15 protein-coding genes are annotated in these 19876 nt (G+C 43.9%); 12 read left to right on the plus strand and 3 right to left on the minus strand.

Annotation, left to right across the window (positions count from 1 at the left end; all coding sequences use genetic code 11):
* Positions 1-22: 22 nt before the first annotated feature.
* The 12 genes from EV202_RS04275 (at position 23) to EV202_RS04325 (ending at position 15885) form a co-directional block, all read left to right on the plus strand.
* A complete protein-coding gene (locus EV202_RS04275; RefSeq protein ID WP_131925680.1) occupies positions 23-1822 on the plus strand; it encodes a tetratricopeptide repeat protein in 1800 nt (599 codons plus the stop codon).
* A gap of 114 nt (positions 1823-1936) precedes the next feature.
* A complete protein-coding gene (locus EV202_RS04280; RefSeq protein ID WP_131925682.1) occupies positions 1937-4144 on the plus strand; it encodes a peptidase domain-containing ABC transporter in 2208 nt (735 codons plus the stop codon).
* A gap of 4 nt (positions 4145-4148) precedes the next feature.
* Complete coding sequence (locus EV202_RS04285; RefSeq protein ID WP_131925684.1) at positions 4149-4649, plus strand: putative HlyD family type I secretion protein; 501 nt, start codon at positions 4149-4151, stop codon at positions 4647-4649.
* 321 nt (positions 4650-4970) lie between these two features.
* Complete coding sequence (locus tag EV202_RS04290; RefSeq protein WP_131925686.1) at positions 4971-6200, plus strand: radical SAM/SPASM domain-containing protein; 1230 nt, start codon at positions 4971-4973, stop codon at positions 6198-6200.
* A gap of 358 nt (positions 6201-6558) precedes the next feature.
* Entirely contained in the window at positions 6559-8853 is a 2295-nt protein-coding gene (locus tag EV202_RS04295; RefSeq protein ID WP_164996232.1) for an outer membrane beta-barrel family protein, read from the plus strand.
* 21 nt (positions 8854-8874) lie between these two features.
* The gene (locus EV202_RS15015; protein ID WP_164996233.1) at positions 8875-9048 is read left to right on the plus strand and encodes a hypothetical protein; all 174 of its coding nucleotides are present in this window, start codon (positions 8875-8877) and stop codon (positions 9046-9048) included.
* A 74-nt stretch (positions 9049-9122) separates the two neighbouring features.
* Positions 9123-10925, plus strand: coding sequence for a hypothetical protein (locus EV202_RS04300; RefSeq protein WP_131925688.1), 1803 nt, complete (start codon positions 9123-9125; stop codon positions 10923-10925).
* Between the two features lie 242 nt (positions 10926-11167).
* Positions 11168-12157, plus strand: coding sequence for a glycosyltransferase (locus EV202_RS04305; protein ID WP_131925690.1), 990 nt, complete (start codon positions 11168-11170; stop codon positions 12155-12157).
* Positions 12158-12181: 24 nt separating this feature from the next.
* A complete protein-coding gene (locus EV202_RS04310) occupies positions 12182-13198 on the plus strand; it encodes a hypothetical protein (RefSeq protein ID WP_131925692.1) in 1017 nt (338 codons plus the stop codon).
* Positions 13195-13935 carry a galactosyltransferase-related protein gene (locus tag EV202_RS04315; RefSeq protein ID WP_106069443.1) on the plus strand — a complete coding sequence of 247 codons (741 nt, stop codon included), beginning with the start codon at positions 13195-13197 and terminating at the stop codon, positions 13933-13935. The genes EV202_RS04310 and EV202_RS04315 overlap by 4 nt, the downstream gene beginning before the upstream one ends.
* Positions 13932-15197: a biosynthetic peptidoglycan transglycosylase gene (locus EV202_RS04320; protein WP_106069444.1), complete on the plus strand. Its 1266-nt coding sequence runs from the start codon at positions 13932-13934 to the stop codon at positions 15195-15197. The genes EV202_RS04315 and EV202_RS04320 overlap by 4 nt, the downstream gene beginning before the upstream one ends.
* A gap of 103 nt (positions 15198-15300) precedes the next feature.
* Entirely contained in the window at positions 15301-15885 is a 585-nt protein-coding gene (locus EV202_RS04325) for an epoxyqueuosine reductase QueH (protein WP_131925694.1), read from the plus strand.
* A 174-nt stretch (positions 15886-16059) separates the two neighbouring features.
* Here EV202_RS04325 and EV202_RS04330 read toward each other — a convergent pair whose 3' ends face one another.
* From EV202_RS04330 to EV202_RS04340, 3 genes are all read right to left on the minus strand, one after another.
* Positions 16060-17307: a M16 family metallopeptidase gene (locus EV202_RS04330; RefSeq protein ID WP_131925696.1), complete on the minus strand. Its 1248-nt coding sequence runs from the start codon at positions 17305-17307 to the stop codon at positions 16060-16062.
* 118 nt (positions 17308-17425) lie between these two features.
* Complete coding sequence (gene lepB / locus EV202_RS04335; RefSeq protein WP_131925698.1) at positions 17426-18361, minus strand: signal peptidase I; 936 nt, start codon at positions 18359-18361, stop codon at positions 17426-17428.
* Between the two features lie 19 nt (positions 18362-18380).
* Positions 18381-19871 carry a S26 family signal peptidase gene (locus EV202_RS04340; RefSeq protein ID WP_131925700.1) on the minus strand — a complete coding sequence of 497 codons (1491 nt, stop codon included), beginning with the start codon at positions 19869-19871 and terminating at the stop codon, positions 18381-18383.
* Between the last annotated feature and the right edge of the window lie 5 nt (positions 19872-19876).

The raw sequence follows: 19876 nt of genomic DNA on the forward strand, positions 1-19876 counted from the left end.
AAGCCGACTAACTTATCATTGTATGAAGCTCGCAAAACTGTTATTCGCAGCCATATTGCCGATTATAATCCACTCGTGCGAAAGCAAGCCGTATCCCCGACTTATGCAAACGGCCGAATCTTTAGCCGACACATACCCCGACAGTGCCTCCACGTTGTTGGACGTCCTGCAAGAAAGCATCTCGAAAGAGCCCGAAGCCACTCGCATGTACCATCGGCTATTATCCATCAGAGCAAATGAAGATCGAAAAGAATACTTCCTCTCGGACAGTCTTGTCAAACCACTGCTGGAATACTATGAAAAGCGAAAAGACAAGAAACAGCTGCCCGAAGTATACTACTATGCAGGCAAAACCTACCGCGAGTTGGGAGATACGCCTCAAGCGCAGGACTACTTGCAAAAAGCCTTGAAAGCTTCCGAAAAAGATGCCGACCACCGCCTGCTGTATAAAATCCATCGGCAGCTTGCAATGACCTACCACCACAACCTAAGAAGGCCCGCCGAATCCATAGCCCCTTTCAAAAACGCCTGCCGGCACGCCGTGCTAAGCGGCGACAGCCTCCTCATGGCCAACGCACTGCGTGATATAGCCAGAGGGTTTCAGAACGTAAATATCGACAGCCTATCGTTCTACTATCAAAAGACAATCGACATGGCTCGGCAGATGCACAATGATAATTTACGTTCCATCGTCTATATCGAATTGGGACAATGCTATTTTCAGGAACGAGCATATCAAAAAGCCTGCGACGCCCTACAAGCCTCGCATAATCCGCTAATGCTTCCGTCCGTTTACTATCTCGCCCGTGCCAATGTCTTTAATGAAACGGGCAGACCGGATTCCGCACGATACTATGCCGAAAAAGTACTCTCGACCGGCAACACCTATGCCAACATAGACGCATACTACAGCAACCGCCAAAAGGCCTACAGCCTGCTGAGCACAATAACAGCCAAGCAGGGAAACCCGGCAAAAGCATTGGAATACATGAGGCACTGCCTGATGTATGACGACAGCCTGCAAGAAGCAAGGAGGGTTAACGACCTCCGGCAATTGAACGCCCGATACAACTACCAATTCCGCGAAAAGGAGAACCGGCGTTTGGAGGACATCACCCAACAGCAAGAAGCCCGAATCATCATTCTCTCGGCGAGCATCGGTTTTATGTCGCTCTTCATCCTGTCCGCCCTCATCATCTACCTGCTGCGGAAGAAGCAAAAAGCAATGCAGGCCGAACGGCAGAGGGAAAAGCTGAAAAGCATAGCCACAGAGCAGTATCAAAGCAGCAAACTCTTCATCGCAGCCAATGAAGAGCGTATCATAGAGATAAAGCAAAAGCTGCAAGACACCGAATCTCAAAAAGACGAAATGCAGAAAACCCTGCAAAAAGCAGAACAGGAATTGCTCGAACTCACCAACAGACGGGCGGAAACCAAACAAAAGATACAGGCCATCTCGGAACAGACATTCAAAGAATCGCAGATATACAAGGACTTCTATCATGTGGCAGGAATGCCTGGTTCGGAAACAATCTCCGGAAAGAAAAAAATCAGCTCTAAAGATTGGGAAGAGCTGACGGAAGCCATCAATAAAACCTACAACGGCTTTACCGCACGATTGCAAGACCTCTACCCCGCCATCAGCGAACACGAGATGCGCATCTGCATCTTACTGAAAATGGCAATCCCGCCCACAAGCATTGCCGACATCACCGCCCACTCCAAACAGGCCATCACGTCTTCGCGCAGAAAGCTATACAAAAAGACACATAGTCAAGACGGTACGCCCGACCTGTGGGATCGCTTCATTCAGAATTTCTAAGTCTCCATCGTACAGCTATCGTACAGTAACCGCTCCTCCTCCCCCCCCCCGAATCGTACTCATATCGTACTTCTTTCTTTTGCCGAAAAAGGGTACGCTCCTATTTTTGCCTGCATGAAGTTCCCCAGTTACATACAGCTCGACGGAATGGATTGCGGCGCTGCCTGCCTGCAAATCATTTCGAAGTACTACGGACGCTACTTCTCACAGCAAACCATGCGCGAACTGTGCCACATCACACGCAATGGCGTTTCGCTGCGAGGAATCAGCGATGCCGCCGAAACCATCGGCTACCGAACCATCGGCACAAAACTCACTTGGGAGCAACTGCAAAACGATGCCATGCTGCCGTGCATCGTGCATTGGAACCAGTCTCACTTCATCGTTGTGTATCGCATTAAAAAGAAACAAGGCAAACAAAAAGTCTTTGTTTCCGATCCGGCAAAAGGATTATTGGAATATCCAGCCGGTCAGTTTCTCCAATCATGGTTGCAGATAACCGAACAAGGTTCCGAGAACAAAAAACGAGGTATAGCCTTGCTGCTTGCCCCCAAACCGGAATTCTATCAAGAAGAGGGGGATACGGAAAAACGGATACGATTCAAGAACCTAATCAGTTACCTGCGTCCTTACAAGAGTTTTGTCATTCAAGTGATATTTGCCATGCTCACGGCAAGTATCATCAGCATGATTTTCCCGTTTCTCACGCAATCTGTCGTAGACACGGGCATCGGGACGGGCAATATCGGTTTCATCGTAATGATTCTCATCGCCCAGTTGTTTCTCGTAATCGGGCAGATGGCAAACAATATGATACGCAGTTGGCTGATGCTGCACATCACCACCCGCATAAGCATATCCCTGATTGCCGATTTCTTGAACAAGCTGATGCAACTTCCCATCGCTTTCTTCGACAGCAAGAACGTGGGAGACATCTTGCAACGCATCCGCGACTACAGCCGCATCCAATCATTTCTTACCGGTTCATTAATCAGCACCACGATGGCGGCAGTTACTTTTTTCATTTATGCCATCATCATGTCGGCCTTCGATGCTGTCATCCTGACAGTGTTCGTCGTTGGCAGCATGGCCTATATATGCTGGATTCTGGTTTTCATGAAACGCCGGCGTAAACTTGACTACATGCAGTTTCAGGAAGCATCGAACAATCAAAGCAACCTCATCCAATTGGTCAACGGGATGCAAGACATCAAGCTCAACAACTGCGAACGCCGCAAACGCTGGGAGTGGGAACACATTCAGGCCAAGCTGTTTCGGATCAGTAGCCGTAGTCTCAGCCTCGGGCAAACGCAAGATATAGGCGGAACGCTTATCGACCAGACAAAAAACATCGTCATTTCTTTTCTTGCCACCGAAGCCGTGATAAACGGGCACATGACCTTGGGAGCAATGGTTGCGCTACAATACATCATCGGGCAACTCAACGCTCCGCTACAGCAATTCATCACCTTCATGCAGTCCTTGCAGGATGCACGAATCAGTATGGAACGCATGAGTGAAATCCATGAAAAAGAGAACGAAGAAAACATGCTTGACTCTAAAATACAGGAGATACCATGCCATGCAGACATCGACTTGTGCAATGTCTCTTACCAATATGACGGTCCGCGATCACCGAAAGTCATCAATAATCTCACGCTGCAAATTCCCGCCAAACAAGTGACGACCGTCGTAGGAGCCAGCGGAAGCGGCAAGACCACGCTTCTGAAAATGCTCCTCGGATTCTATGAGCCGTGCGAAGGCAATATTTCATTAGGCGGAAAGCCATTAGCCAACCACAGCATACGCGAATGGCGAAGAAATTGTGGCGTAGTGATGCAAGACGGCTTCATCTTCTTCGACACCATTGCCAACAACATCAGCATATCAGATGAAAATCCTGACATGAAACAGATAAAAAGTGCAGCCCGACGTGCCAACATAGATACTTTCATCGAATCTTTACCTATGGGATATAACACCAAGATCGGTGCAGAGGGGCACGGCTTGAGCACCGGACAGAAACAGCGCATCCTGATAGCCCGCGCCATCTATAAAGACGCCGGTTACATCTTCTTCGACGAAGCCACCAACTCACTCGATGCCAACAACGAACGATTCATCATGGAGCAGCTCCACGCATTCTTCCGTAATAAGACGGTAGTTATTGTAGCCCATCGGCTGAGCACGGTACGCAATGCCGATAATATTGTCGTGTTGGATAAAGGCAACATTGCAGAGCAAGGCAAACACGAGGAACTGATAGCACGGAAAGGCGCATACTTTGAATTAATAAAAAACCAGCTTGAATTAGGAGGTTAAGACCATGCCGATAATAATAAACACATACCACAGTGCCGAAACCAATGAAATAGTAGGCAAAATTCCTCCTTGGATTCTCCGTCGGGGCAATACCGTCATTTTCATGACATTCGCCGTCCTGCTTGTCATGAGTTTCTTCATCACCTATCAAGACAAGGTGCCGGCAACCGCCACTATGTATTATGCCGATAACAAGTTTAAAGTAACGGCACTGATACCAAGCAAAGGGTTTGGAAAGATAGAGATAGGACAAAAAGTGATTATAAAACCGGACTGCTATCCGGAAACAGAGTTCGGACATTTAACCGGAACTGTCTGCGGAATCGGCACCCATCTGCAAGACGACGCATATCCGATAGACATCGACGTTTGCGGAACGACTACCAATTACGGCAAGCCCATCAAGCCTATCGCCGAAATGACTGCCGGCATTGAAGTGATTGTAGCCATGCATCCATTGATTTCAAAGTTTATCAACCCATTGAAGCAGATGACAGGAGAATGAGTTTATCGAGACGTCAACATAAACTAACGAGAACATTTATTTATTAATTTTTTAATCTGAAAATCATGAAAGATTTAAAAAAAAGGTCTTCAGACCGATGAAATCCAATTGCTTAGAACAGGCATGAGTGACAATGCGAATCTTCTGAATGAAGATGAGTTGGGGGAAATTTTTGGAGGATATACTATTAACTGTCCTAAAAAATTCAAAATGGAATGTAGCGAAGGATTTACTATCTAAGTATCCCTAAACTTTTTTATTCACTAAGAGAGTTTCTTTACTCTCTTAGTGATTCTATAACATAATCTAATCATATATATTATGCGTTATTCTATATTCAATACTACCATAGATAAAGGGGAATATCTGATTTTATATAATTCACTGAGTGGAGCATTACTAAAACTAAGCAAAAAGAAAATTGACGATGCGAAAGACATTCTTATACAAAAAGGTTTTTTAGTTGAGGACAATGAAAATGAAGTCCTTTCCTATAAATACATTTATTACAATCAAATATTTTCAAAAAAAAGTTTAGATATAACAATAGCCCCAACAACAGATTGTAACCTTTGTTGTCCTTATTGCTTCGAAGAAGGTAATAAGCATAAAGAATATATGGACGACATAACGCTTAATGCAATAGCAAAATACATTATATCGAAAAAAGAGAGAACAATAGAACTAACATGGTTTGGGGGAGAACCTTTATTATGTTATGATAAGATTGTAAAGCTAAATGATCTATTGATATCAAATAATGTTTCTTTTACAACATCCATTATAACCAATGGAACACTTTTTACAGATGATAAAATAAAACTATTGAACCAACTAAATATTCAACAAATACAAATAACTCTTGATGGGGAACAGGAGAATCATGATAAAAAACGTTTCTTCAGGAAAAATCAACAAGGAACATATACTTTAATCCTCTCAAACATAGAAAAAATTCTTAAAAATACATCTATCACACTTTTCCTAAAAATAAATGTTGATAAAGAAAATCTCGTCTCATGTAAAGAACTCATGGAATTTCTACATGAAAAAATTCAAGAGTATCTTAACAATGGAACTTTAAAAATTAGTAGTAATTATATTAGAAATATAACAAACTTTGAAGGGTGCGAAAAGTGCATCACAGAAGAAGAATACTTAAACTTCTATACCAAAGTTGAACATAATCAACTTTCTATTCCCCAATTATGTCTACCATGTCCATTAAGAGTTCAGAGCCATATCGTTATTGGGCCAGATGGAAGCATATATAAATGCTTAGAGTTTATTGGGAATAAAGCAAAAAGCATTGGAAATATTAACTCTTTTTCAATCTCTGTCTCAAAACTCGCAAAATATGCTTTAAAATACGAACCCTTTGAAGACCCTGAATGCCAAAAATGTTCCATTCTTCCTATATGCGGAGGAGGCTGTCCTAACGAAAGGGAACTAAAAGCTTTTGGAAAGAGAGAGTCTATATGTCCTTCCATAAAAAAAGAATTTGCTACTATCCTTGAAAATGTATTAAAAGAAGAGGAAAGAAAATCATGAAGAAAAAACTATTAATCCCTTTTTGCCTTTTTATGTCTTGTTCACTTTTTGCCTCAGGCATAGTCACCGGAAGAGTCATTTCAGAGGGTAATGATAGTATCATCAATTATATAGTGAAGCTACGTACAAGGACCGTCCGCATGAAAGCCACTTTCTCACAACCGAACTTTACACTACCTGCATTAAAAGGAAATGTAAAAATAATTATTTCCTCAAAGGGGCACAAGTCTTATAGTGCAAAAGTAGAGATGTTATATGCTACGGATATCAATTTAGGGAAAATTGTTCTTCACCGGAAAAAGTAGAACCCAAAAAACATGAAAATATGCGAATCTTTTTTTTAATAGCTCTTTTAAGTATGACCTTACAAGCTACTGCTCAGAATAAGGTTACAGGAAATATCGTTGCCGCCGACAACGAAGACATCATCTATCAAGTAAAGATAGAATATGTCAATTCCACTAAAGTGACGACGGGCTCTTTCTATGAATCCCGCTTCGAGATGCCTCTTGATTCCATTGGAGAAGTAGTGCTATCCGTAAGTTCTGATGGTTATGAGACATATCGGCTGCAAAAGACATTGTTACCTGCATCTAACGATTTGGGCAGAATCTTTTTGTATAAGACGTCCATACAGCTGCAGGAAGTCGTGATAAAAGCCCCAAAAAGTGAGATAAAGCACGATGGGTCAAACTATACCATCCGAAATATTCAAGGAACACACATCGGAGATGCCGGAAATCTCGTCGATATGTTAAGATGGACACCGGGGATCATTGTCACCAACCATAGCAACATATCTGTTGCCGGTGCAGGAACCCCTTTGATCTACGTCAACGACCGCAGGGTAACAAACCAATCGGAATTAGAGGCTCTATCATCGACCGACGTCAATAAAATAGAGATTATCAAAGAGCCCGATGCACGCTATAAGAACGGAACAAATGCCGTGGTGAAGATTTACTTGAAAAAACAATTGAAAGATTATTTAGGAGCGACAGTAAGTAATGTATTCACCCTAAGAAGGCGATATGCAGAAAATCCTCGCATCACACTTTCGGGAAAAAGCGGAATCGTATCCGGCAATTTTTCATTGAACTGCCAGCATTCCAAAAGCCTTTCGTATGATGAATATCTTACAACAATTCAGCATGCCGAAAATGATATTTTCAAGAATAGTTCAATAGGCGGCTATGGCAGAACGTTAAATAACTATACCTTGTTTGGTGGATTGAATTTTGCCCTTTCTCCCAAAGCGACTTTAGGTGTCCAATATTCAGGAACCTACAGTAACGTGAGTGGATATAATTTCCATGACATAACTCTTGACAACAATGGCAAAATAACATCAAAGAAAAAAGACTTAGATCAATATACCAAGCGAAGATTACATAGCGCCTCTGCCAACTATACATGGACTCGTAACGAACATTCCATATTGACACTGATTGCTGATTATGCTTTCAGAAAAAACAACGAGAATAACGACATACGAGAACTGAATTTAAATACGGGCAAACTGTACTCGACCTATACAGATGCAACTACCGACTATAAAATCTATACTTTCAACGGTGACTATTCGTTCAGATTAGGAAAGAAAGATAGAGAGAGCATAGGAGCAGAAGCCGGTTATACAAAAAACAATTCGAAAGCAGCCATCAACGAAATGCCCCAAAACATGAACCGAAAGAATCAATGGCTCGCTGCTTATACAACATTTACGCGTACATGGGGTAAATTCAGTCTGTCTTTGGGCTTGCGCTATGAATATGACTATACCGATACAAAGGCTTTAGAAAACGGGGAAATTACAGATGTAAGAAAAACCTATTCTAATCTCTTCCCTAATGCCCGTATCACTTACAAGCCTAAAGAAGATATCAGTTACAGTTTCAGTTATCGCAGAAGCATCGGCAGACCGTCATTCAAAGATCTGACACCCATTGTCAATTATGAAGACTCTTTGCACTATTGGACAGGGAATCCGCTGCTAAAGCCGGCGTTTAGGAACACCCTTGCACTCACTGCCAACCTGAAAGATCTTACTCTTCAGGCTTCTTACAATTACATCACAAATCCCACCATTTCGGTATACGCACACGATATAGAGAAAAGCAATGTGTTGGTAAACAAGCCTCAAAACATCAGTCACGCACAGGAATGGGATTTCGGCTTGGAATACTCCACTTCATCAGGGCAATTCAATATCTCGGCTTATGGATACCTGACATGCAGTTACATAACCTACCCCTATTTGGAGAAACAGACTTTTTTCCGCGACGTTTATACAAACATCGGAGGATATGTCAGTTATCGCTTCTTTAAACATTTCGAAGCGTTTGCCAATACGTACTATAACTCTCCGAATAGAAACGGCACACATAAATACGGGTATTCTTTGAATACCAATGTCGGAGTTTCAGGGCGTTTCTGCAAGAATAAATTATACATATCCCTTGAAGGTGAAGACTTATTTGCCAGAAGCGTAACCCCCTCATGGACCAATAACTATGCCGATACCGAATACTGGAGGCGTAACAGATATGACACTCGTGGTGTAAGTTTGACAGTGCGCTATACCTTCAACACCGTAAAGACAAACTTCAAGAGTAAAAGCGGAAATCAGAAAGTATTACAAAGGGCTAATTAGAAACAGAAAAGTTAGAATAATATGGAAATAGAAAAACTGAAAGACGAAGAAATTCTGTTACTCAAAACAGGAATGAGTGACAATACGAATCTTCTGGATGAAGATGAATTGGGAGAAATCTTTGGAGGATATAAATGTGTAAAACTTTATGTCAATTGTTTATCTCAATATAATATCTGTACAAAAAACTTCTGACTTTTTAATCCATCATCATGAATCATAAACCTGATAATTTATACATTTGCAGATATAATTAATGAAATGCTTCTATGAAAGTCATTATACAACTATTTATGATAGCATTCCTCTCTACCGTTTGCTCTTGCGTCAGTAAACCCTGTCCGCGTCTCATGCAAATGGCGGATTCGTTGATGGATACCCGTCCTGACAGTGCCCTATCCTTGTTGGCACAATTAGAAGGAAGTATTGGCAATGAACCCGAATCCACACAGATGTACTATAGGATACTGACCATAAAGCCGAAAGAGAATACTCATTCCATTTTTACTTCTGACAATCTCATCAAACCTTTGCTGAACTATTATGAAAAGAAGAAAGATCAAGAGCGTTTGCCGGAAATATATTATTATGCAGGAATGATTTACTATATCATAGGAGATTCGCCACGAGCACAAATCTATCTACAGAAAGCGTTGGATGCATTTAAAGGAAGCACAAACTATCGCATTCTCTATAAAATACATCGCTATATCGGATTGATATATAAACTTAATCCTGATACATATGCCGAGTCTGTTAAACCTTTCAGAAAAGCTTACCGGTATGCGGAACTGACAGCCGACAGCACTCTTATGACCAACGGATTGCTTCTTATTGCCAGAGGTTATCAGGGAGAAAATATAGACAGCATGTCACTTTACTACAAGAAAGCAAGTGATATGGCACAGAAGATCTGCGATACGGATTTATATAATAGCATTAATATTGAATGGGGAATGTGTTATTTTCAAGAAGAAGAATATAAGAAAGCCTATGACGCACTGCAAGCTGTTCATGATATCTCTATAAATTATTTACCGACCTACTTCTCCACTTGTACTCGCTTGTTTTACGAAACAGGACGATTAGACTCTGCACAGCACTATTGCAAAAGAATGCTTTCTATCAGTAATCAGTATCATAACAAGGATGCCTACTACAACGACCAAAAGAAAGGCTACAAGATGATGAGTCAAATAGCCGATAAGCAAGGAAACCGGGCCGAAGCATTGGAGTATCTGCATAAATCTTTGCTTTATGCAGATAGCCTGCTAATAGCAAAAATTACTACTGAGAACGAAAGAAACAGCTGGCAGTACAACTATCAGATTCACGAAAAAGAAAACTATCACCTTAGCGATGTTATCCAAAAACAGGAAAACCGGATTGTATTGCTATCGACAGGAATCATCTGCATTTTAACTCTCGTTTTATCTGCCTGCATCATCTACTTGTTGCAAAGAAAGCAAAAAGCCATACTTGCCATGCGGCAGAAAGAGAAACTGGAAGACATTGTTGAAGAACAATATCAAAATAGCCAAGAGTACATTATAGCCAATGAAAAACGTATAGAATTAATTAAAGAAAAACAGCGAAACATCGAAAACCAAAAGAATGAGATGGAGAAGATGCTGCAAGAGACAGAAAAAGAGCTATTGGAACTTACTAACAGACAAATAGAGACCAAGCAAAAGATACGGGTTCTTTCAGAACAGACATTCAAAGCATCACAAATATATAAAGACTTCTATCATGTGGCAGAAATGCCTCATTCTGAAAACATCTCTGATAAGAAAAAAATAACTCCGGAGGATTGGGAAGAACTGACTAAATCCATTAACGGAACCTATAACAATTTTACAGAGCGATTAGAGCAGTTCTACCCGAATATCAGCACACATGAGATACGTATCTGCATGCTGCTGAAGATGGAAATCCCTCCAATAAGTATCGCCAATCTGACCGCACGCTCCAAGCAGGCTATCAATTCTTCACGTAAAAAACTATACGAAAAAACTCATAATCAAGCAGGCTCTCCGGATTTATGGGATAAATTCATTCAAAAATTCTAAGCACATATCATAATCGCAGACATACGGTTAAAATTTATCATACCAAGGCCATACCTCTTTCTTTGGCATAAAAGAAAGATAATCTTATTTTCGTTATTATTTTTAGTCTTTTTCTCCTTTCACATTCGTCACATAGCCCGCTATGCTACTCATGAGAAAGGAGAAAAATCCGCAAAAATAATCCTTAGGAAATAGCTCGGATAAATTCAAAACAGTTTCTAAATCCAAACATCATAAAAGCTATGCACATAGATATATCAGTCATTATACCAATGTATAATACAGGAAAGTTTATAAATGAATGTATCTCCTCAATTGCATCCCAAAACTTGAATGTGGAGATTATCGTCATTGACGATGGTTCTGAAAATAATTCGTATCAAATTGCAAACGATTTAGCCTTGAAAGATAGAAGAATAGTATTGTTGCAAACAAAGAATTGTGGCCCGGGAAATGCAAGAAATTTAGGGTTAAACATTGCCAAAGGTAAATGCATCACATTTATAGACAGCGATGATTGGATTATCAAGAACTCTTTAGACATCATGTATAAAGAATTAGCAGACAATGATTTGGATATGGTCATGGGAAATGCTCTATTCTATTACCATTCCAAAGATATAAGACAAAGATATAAAACTCCACCATCGTTATTTGGGAAAGTGATGCAAGGAAAAGAATGCTATATAAACTTATCAAATGCCAATTCCTTTATCCCGATGGTCTATTGCTATATGTATAAGCATGAATTCCTAAAAAGAAACAACATCCGCTTCCAAAAGGAAATGTATGAAGACGAACTTTGGACTATACAGACTGTATGTCAAGCCGAGAAAATCAAAATTATGGACTTCCCTTTCTACTATTACAGGCAAAGAAACGGATCAATTATGCATGGAGCAGAAACTATTTATAAAAAGAGTAGTTCACTTATCGCTTTATCAAAAAACATATTGTCATTCTCACGAAACGCGTCTTTTACTAATGATGATATTTTAAAAAGCTGGTTATATGTAAGGGCTATTCAAATGTATTATTATGCTTTGACCAAACTCCATGAGAAAGAAGATTTTATTGCTTTTTATTACGAAAACGTCGACTACCTATCCGATGTAGTGAAGAATAAAAAAAATATATCCGGGAGAATCACAAATGATCTCTTCCTGTATTATATAGAACGTATCATCAAAATAACCTCCAACAATGGAGTCGAAATACCCCTAATCAATTAAACAAACTTTTATTATGAGAACCTCATGAATAAGTATTTCATCACCAATTCGTTATCAGACCCCACAACCGCTATCCCCACGGGGCTATTCACCGGCAAGATGGGGATATGCCTCTATCTCTTTCACACCGGAGAAACAGAGAAAGCATACGAATGGCTGCAAGCCGTATGCAAAGAACTGCCTGAAATGAAAGGCGATATCTCGATGGAGAGAGGTCTTTGCGGGGTAGGAATGGCAATCGGCCACCTCATCCGGGAAGGTTACTTGAACGGAGATGTAAATGTTGCGCTGCAAGAGATAGACAACAGTGTATTCAGACAATTAGCATACGAACGACACAGTAAAGAATATAATCTCACCGCACTGATTCACCTGTTGTATTACCTGACTGCCAGATGGAAAGAGCAAGAGAAAGGCAGCGATGCCGAATACATCTTTAAAAGTCTTATCACCCAAACCATGAATGGCATGTATGCACGCATCGATGCGCAAAGCATCAGCGAGCCTTTACACTATTCATTGGATTATGCGTTGCCGCAAACTCTCTTTATTATGGATTATTTATTTTCACAAACTCTCTGCAGGCAACGCATTGAAAGGATGATGGGAGAATTGGCTCCCGTCATTCTTTCTACCATTCCAAGAATACAAGCCAACCGATTGTATCTGCTATGCGGAATGAATGCATTGGCTTCGCATGGAGCATGCCCGCAGGAATGGAAAAAACATGCTTCCATCTTACTCGACAGCATCGACGTAGACCATATTCTGACAAAAGAGATGGGATGCAAAAGCATTTACATAAACAATGGAGCAAGCAGTCTCTATTTCCTGCTCAGACAAATCAACGGATATGCGGATAAAATAGATGAATACAAAAAGAGGATAATGACACTGATAGATAACTCTCCCGAATGGCAGTTACTGGCAGAGAACAAAGCCTATCTTCGTTCGCACTTAGGGCTATACAGCGGGATATGCGGAGTGGCCTCGGCCTATGAATTTATGGAAAGACAAAAAGAAAACAACATACCGTCATGAGAAAAGAAGCAACCGACCTGACAATAATGATTCTCATCAGGACTGATTCTATCGCAAGATTGGAGAATGTAACAGCCGTCATCCAACACTTGCAAAGAAGTCTGAACACCCGAATCTGTCTGCGAGAAGCGGATTGCTATTGCAACGGAATATTACAATCCGCATTGAATACCTGCATCGATTATGAGTTTATAGAAGATGACGACCCGATTCTGTATAAGACATGGCATTTCAACAGGATGATGACGCACGCAGACACCCCATTCGTGGCGATATGGGATGCCGACACCATAGCCGGAAGCGAAGCCATAGGCCAATGTCTCGACCAGTTGCGAAAGCAAAACGCGGATATGGCCTTGCCCTACAACGGGGTCTGTCTGGACACTTCGAATATCCTTCGCGCCTTGTATCTGAAAAAACAAGATGAGGAAGTGCTGATGCAAAACATCGGGAAAATGGAAAGGCTGTCAGAACGGGTCATGACGGGCGGGGCCGTGATGATGAACAGGCAGAAGTTCATCGAGATAGGAGGAGAGAACGAAGCCTACTATGGCTGGGGCGATGATGATTATGACCGGTACATCCGATTCATGAATCATGGATTGAAAATTTACAGGACGAGAAATGTATTGTTTCATCTGTCACATCCAAGAGGAATGAATAGCGGATTCAATACGGAACTGCATAGCAGAATATCAAAAGGACAACTTTATAAAACGCAAAACATGATGCCATGAACCCACTGAAATTTTTTCTTTTAGAGCGTTTGTCGAGATACGCACATCGAAGAGGAATAGATATCTACATCGAAGATTTCTCTTTCAAAAAAGGCTTATCCTTAAAAAATACGGATATAGATGCTTGTGGCGAAAGGATACTGATAGAGAACTTACTGCTCAAGATCAGAATAAAAGAGTTATTCCGGAAAAGGATTGCCATAGATATGACGAGTGAGAATATCACCGTCATGCCGGGATATTTATCGAATAAGGATTTCCACCTTCCCGATTTAAAGGGGAATATATCATATGAGAAGCGGCGAAAGAGCACCTCGATAGACGTGACCTTGAATCAGGCAATCCATCTCTCACTCAAGCATACAGGAAATGCCGATGAAGGCGAACTCTTTATAAAAACATCTCTTCTATCCATAGACCGGTATAAACAATTGTTCGATGGCCACATCATATCCCGATTCATGAATACCGTATATTCCGACACTCTCATAACGTTTCTTTGCTGTTACAAGTATGGTCATACATCTCCATATCCCAAATTTAACTCAACTTTTCAGTATGACACATTAAAGATACATCCGGAAAATTACGCGCTTTCAAAAATGTACTTAACCGATGAATTAAGCAAGCGCAATCATCTCGCGAAGAATTATAAAAAGTTGGAAGAGATTCCGGAAATAATTCGGCAGACGGTAATCTGTACCGAAGACCCGTCTTTCAATTTACACAGAGGAATCAGTCCGACACTGACGGGAATGACACTCAAATCGGCCATCGATCAGAAAGCACTGAAACGAGGAGGAAGTACCATAAGCATGCAACTCATAAAAAATGCTTTGCTCAACGGCGAACGCACTTTTACCAGAAAAACAGAAGAAGCCATATTGACATTGCTGATGGAAAATCACTACGGCACCGGCAAACAGGATATATTGGAAATTTATCTGAACATGATTGAATTCGCTCCCGACGTATATGGCATTGAAGATGCCGCACTATTTTATTTCGACAAATCTTCTTCCAAGCTGAATGCTATCGAAGTCATAGTACTGACTTATATCATCCCGCGCCCGATTCATTTCTACGAAGCATTGCAACAAAAAACCGAGCAACTCCGCAGAAATCTTCTGCAACATATCAGGCAATATCTGCCCGTAATGATGAAGAAACAGATTATCCATCGAGAGAATGTCTCATCGGCAGATATCAAACAGATAGAGTTTTCCGACAAATTCGGTGTGCTCGTTCTTGACATTCTCTAAATAAAATCAGTACATTTGCCAATGACAAAAGAAAATAACCATAAGTATATGATTCCGGTTTTCTATACATAACGAACCGCTGAAGCCTTATTTGAAGAGAGATATGCCACACATTGAAACGCCCAACGGAGACAAACGGGTGCTGCTGCACTCGTGTTGCGCACCTTGCTCGTCGGCCATCATCGAGTGCATGCTGGAGAACGGCATCCGCCCCACCGTGTTCTACTGCAATCCCAATATCTATCCGCAGGAGGAGTATGAGATAAGGAAAAACGAGGCAATACGTTTCGTCACGTCCCTGAACCTCGACTTCATCGATGCCGACTATGACCATGCGCACTGGCTGCACACCATGCAAGGACTGGAGAATGAGCCGGAGCGTGGTGGCCGTTGCCTGAAGTGCTTCACCCTGCGGCTGACGGAGACGGCACGCTATGCTTCGGAACACGGCTTTTCCGTGTTTACCACCACCCTTGCCTCCTCCCGGTGGAAAAGTCTGGAGCAAATCTTCGAGGCAGGACGCCGAGCCGCCGCCCGCTATCCCGGCACCGTATTCTGGGAACAGAATTGGCGGAAAGGCGGACTGCAAGACCGACGTAACCAATTGCTGAAAGAATACGATTTCTACAACCAGCAGTATTGCGGATGCGAATTCAGCATACGCCCTGCGGAAACCAAGACGGAATAAGAAGTACATGCTTGCGGAAGGACAAAACATACCTGCTCCGTAGCAAGCACGCATATAGATAAGAAGAACATACGGAAGAAGTATGAAGCCGGTAATAGCTCGGCACGAATCCTACACAAAGAAAAAGCAAACCGAAGGCAAACCAAACAAGAATAAACAAGAGCTAAAAAAGCCTCAACGATAGATAAGCGTGGAGAGATACTCCTCGGCAAACATTTCGTTGACCACTTCCAGCAGGATTTCCGGTGTGAGCCGTTCAATACGGTTGAACACCTCTTCGGGCGTTTCGTACTTGTTGTAGTGCAGAAAAGTTTTTCCCATGCCCAACGCATTGTTCTCGTTGTTGTCCGAGGCTACGCCGATTTGCCCCATCAACTGTTTGCGAGCGGCGGCAAGCTGAGAAGAGGTAAGCTTGGTGTCGCGCATGCGCTTCAGCTCCTTATGAACCAGCCGGATGCAACGGTTCAGGTCTTGGGGGTCGCACCCGAAGTAGATGCAGAAAACACCCGTATCGGTATACGAAGTCAGGTTCGACTCGACGTTATAGACCAGTCCGCTACGCTCGCGCAGGGAGACGTTCAGCCGGCTGTTCATGCCGGGGCCGCCCAACATATTGTTGAGCAGATAGAGTGCCGTGCGCTTGTCGTCATAAGCATCATAGCCACGAGCACCAATCATGACGTGTGCCTGATGGGTGTCTTTACGGAGCACAAGCCGTTCGGGTACGTAGAGAGGCGGCGGGGTGCGGAGGTGTGCAGACTTGAAGGCCGGAATATCCTGTGTCAAGAATTGCATGCGGCTCAGCACTTTCTTGAAGTCCACATCGGCCGACACAAAGAAAACCATATTGGCAGGGCAGTAGAGCCGCGCAGTGAATGCGGCAGCATCTTCACTACGGAATTGCTTCAGGCTTTCGGGAGTACCCAGAATATTCCGCCCCAACGGATGACCACGGAATATCATATCCTCGAAATCGTCGAAGATAAGTTCGGAAGGGTTGTCTTTGTAAGACTCTATCTCGTCGATGATGACCTCGGTCTCTTTCTCTATTTCGCGCTGCGGAAAAGTGGAGTGAAACACGATATCGGTGAGCAGCTCGGTGGCACGGTTGAAGTGCTCGGTGAGGAAAGCGGAATAGATCACCGTCTCCTCCTTATTGGTATAAGCATTGAGGTCGCCGCCCACGTTCTCCATGCGGTTCAGGATGTGCCACGCTTTGCGTTTGCGCGTACCCTTAAAGATGAGATGTTCCACAAAATGCGCCATGCCTTGCTCGTGTTCAAGCTCATCGCGCGTGCCGGCATCTACGGCAAACCCGCAGTAGGCCACCTGAGAGGCTGTGCGCTCGTGAATGATACGCAGTCCGTTGGGCAAGGTAAAATCGTTGAAAACCCGCTTCTCCCTCTTTGCTATTCTCTTCATTCCGACGTTTCAAAACAGTTTGAGGGCACAAAGATAGTGCAAACCGCAATCAGTACAAAACATGCCCGCTTGTTTTTGCCCCCGGCACAACCCCATAAAACCACTCAACGCTAACCGCTCACCTCACTCTCTTCCACATCCTCTCCCACCGATATCCGTGGAAAAGTCCCGTCCCCTCTTCTTTGGAGAACCAGACGAAGGCGGCCTTACCGATGATGTGGTCTTTGGGAACAAAGCCGAAAAGGCGGGAATCTGAAAGGTTGATGGAGTTGTTGGCACTCATCCAGTAGTAATCTTTGGTAAAGTAACAGTGCAATGCGGGCTTGCCATCCACGTAGAGGGTATCGTTCTTTATCCGGGCGTGCTTCTTCTCGTGCAGGAGCAAGGTGTTGCAGAGCAAAGTCATGTTCCACGGATAGACACGCACGGCCTGCCCCTTGCGGGGGACAATCAAGGGCTTCAATGCCTCGATGGGATCTTCCCTGAGCATAGGTTCTATCCAGCACTTTCCGTTCATGGCCTGCTCCAGCAGGTAGTATTCGTAGCGGCTGAAGCTGCGTATGCTTTTCACCGAATCTTGCCCCATCAGTTTGTCGGAGGAGATGGAAAGCAACCGGAGCAGCGAGTCTAACTGATATTCTTTTTCTTTGGGATAGGAATAAAGAAATTTCTGATCAGGGGCTTTCTTCTCGGAAGGAACCACGGAGAAGAGCGAATCTATCAGCAAGGTGTCGCCCGGCATACCGATGCAACGGCCGATGAATACCTGCCGCCGCTCTATGGGCATTGTGGAAGTGCCGGCCGGATTATTGAACACCACGATATCCTCTTTCTGTACGGGTCTTTCTGCCCAACGATGATAGCCCCACAAACCCATGAAAGGCAGGCGCAGACCATAGCTCCATTTGTTCACGAGGATGCGTTCGCCGCGATAGAGCGAGTTCTCCATGCCCGAAGAGGGGATGAGGCAGGACGTGGCAACACAACCCCGGAGCAACACTACGGCGAGTATCACTCCGACGATTGTCAAGGCTGCCCTTCCTGCTTTCTTCATGGCCTTACTTCGGATACGGTTATTTGATGTTGTCTACCCACTTGAATATGCGGTTCCAGCGAATCTTGCCGTCGAGCCAACCACGGTCTTTATCGAGCGAGAGCCAAACCACGATAGGCTTGCCCACCACGTGGTCTTCGGGCACGAAGCCCCAGTAGCGCGAGTCGGCGGAGTTGTGGCGGTTGTCGCCCATCATCCAGTAGTAATCCATCTTAAAGGTATAGGTGTCTGTCTTCCGGCCATTGATGTAGATACCGTCAGGCTTCAATTCCAGCCGATTGCCTTCGTAGGCGGTGATGCAGCGCTCGTAGAGGGGCAGGTTGGCGGTGAGGCGGACGGTGGCTCCATTGGCGGGAATCCATACCGGACCGTAGTCGTCGCGTGTCCAGCCGGTGTGGAGGTTCAACGGATACATCTGTCCGGAATATAAATCGGGCTCTTTCACGATGCGGCTGACCAGTTTTTTGTTCCCCGACAGCGTGTCATACATCTTCCGGGTGAGCGGCAGGTGATAGACCGGCGTCAGTCGGCCTTGCGCGTCGCGGCGGTCAAGCCTCATATCGAGCAATCCTTCCTCCCAATTGAGATCGCTGCTCATCAGCATCCGGTCGTCCTTGCTGATGCCCAGTTCGATGAACATCTCTTCCGGAATGTAAGGGCCGGTGGTCTGCACAAAGTAGTTGAACTGCATCTCCTGCGGATTCACGGCGGGTGTCCCGTTGATATACACTTGTCCGCCTTTGATTTGCAGCGTGTCGCCCGGCAAGCCGATACAACGTTTCACGTAGTTCTCGCGGCGGTCTACGGGACGCACCACGATGTCGCCGTACATCTGCGGATTGGAACGGATGAGGTTGCGTCCGGCGTTGTAGTACAACTCGTAAACGGTGCGTTGGCGGTCTTGCGTCAGGCTGTCCATATTTACTTTGTTGGGATAGATGCGCTTGCCCTCCTCATAGGCAAGGCTGTAAAAGTCGGTCTGCTGGAAGTTGGTTGCCACGGTGTCGCCGGCGGGGAAGTTGAACACCACGATGTCGTTGCGCTGCACCCGGCCGAATCCCGACACGCGTTTGTACTTCCATTGCGGCCATTCGATGTACGACTTGCAGTTCAGTATGGGCAGCGTATGCTGCGCCAACGGCATGGAGAGCGGTGTGTTGGGCACGCGCGGCCCATAGCTCATCTTGCTGACGTAGAGGAAATCGCCCACTAACAGCGACTTCTCTAACGAAGAAGAAGGTATCTGGTAGTTTTGAAACACATAAATATTTACGAAGTAGACGGCCACCAAGGCAAATACGATGGCATCTACCCAGCTCATCACGCTGCGCACAGCCGGATTCCTGACCTTCTTCCACCATCCCCACGATATCTTCTTGCTGATATAGACGTCGAAAATGAAAGGCAGTACAATCAGTCCCCACCAGCTTCTTACCCAGACGAGGAAGAGCAGATAGAGCAGGGCTGCGATAGCGAATTTAATCCATTGGGCACGTGTTGCTTTTCTCATTGTAT

It is taken from the genome of Prevotella heparinolytica, assembly GCF_004342845.1.
Lineage (GTDB): Bacteria > Bacteroidota > Bacteroidia > Bacteroidales > Bacteroidaceae > Bacteroides > Bacteroides heparinolyticus.

Coding starts and splice junctions, on each gene's coding strand:
- EV202_RS04320 (WP_106069444.1), top strand. CDS start 13,932: ATGAACCCACTGAAATTTTTTCTTTTAGAGCGTTTGTCGAGATACGCA.
- EV202_RS04280 (WP_131925682.1), top strand. CDS start 1,937: ATGAAGTTCCCCAGTTACATACAGCTCGACGGAATGGATTGCGGCGCT.
- EV202_RS04285 (WP_131925684.1), top strand. CDS start 4,149: ATGCCGATAATAATAAACACATACCACAGTGCCGAAACCAATGAAATA.
- EV202_RS04295 (WP_164996232.1), top strand. CDS start 6,559: ATGACCTTACAAGCTACTGCTCAGAATAAGGTTACAGGAAATATCGTT.
- EV202_RS04315 (WP_106069443.1), top strand. CDS start 13,195: ATGAGAAAAGAAGCAACCGACCTGACAATAATGATTCTCATCAGGACT.
- EV202_RS15015 (WP_164996233.1), top strand. CDS start 8,875: ATGGAAATAGAAAAACTGAAAGACGAAGAAATTCTGTTACTCAAAACA.
- EV202_RS04340 (WP_131925700.1), bottom strand. CDS start 19,871: ATGAGAAAAGCAACACGTGCCCAATGGATTAAATTCGCTATCGCAGCC.
- EV202_RS04305 (WP_131925690.1), top strand. CDS start 11,168: ATGCACATAGATATATCAGTCATTATACCAATGTATAATACAGGAAAG.
- EV202_RS04330 (WP_131925696.1), bottom strand. CDS start 17,307: ATGAAGAGAATAGCAAAGAGGGAGAAGCGGGTTTTCAACGATTTTACC.
- EV202_RS04300 (WP_131925688.1), top strand. CDS start 9,123: ATGAAAGTCATTATACAACTATTTATGATAGCATTCCTCTCTACCGTT.
- lepB (WP_131925698.1), bottom strand. CDS start 18,361: ATGAAGAAAGCAGGAAGGGCAGCCTTGACAATCGTCGGAGTGATACTC.
- EV202_RS04310 (WP_131925692.1), top strand. CDS start 12,182: ATGAATAAGTATTTCATCACCAATTCGTTATCAGACCCCACAACCGCT.
- EV202_RS04290 (WP_131925686.1), top strand. CDS start 4,971: ATGCGTTATTCTATATTCAATACTACCATAGATAAAGGGGAATATCTG.
- EV202_RS04325 (WP_131925694.1), top strand. CDS start 15,301: ATGCCACACATTGAAACGCCCAACGGAGACAAACGGGTGCTGCTGCAC.
- EV202_RS04275 (WP_131925680.1), top strand. CDS start 23: ATGAAGCTCGCAAAACTGTTATTCGCAGCCATATTGCCGATTATAATC.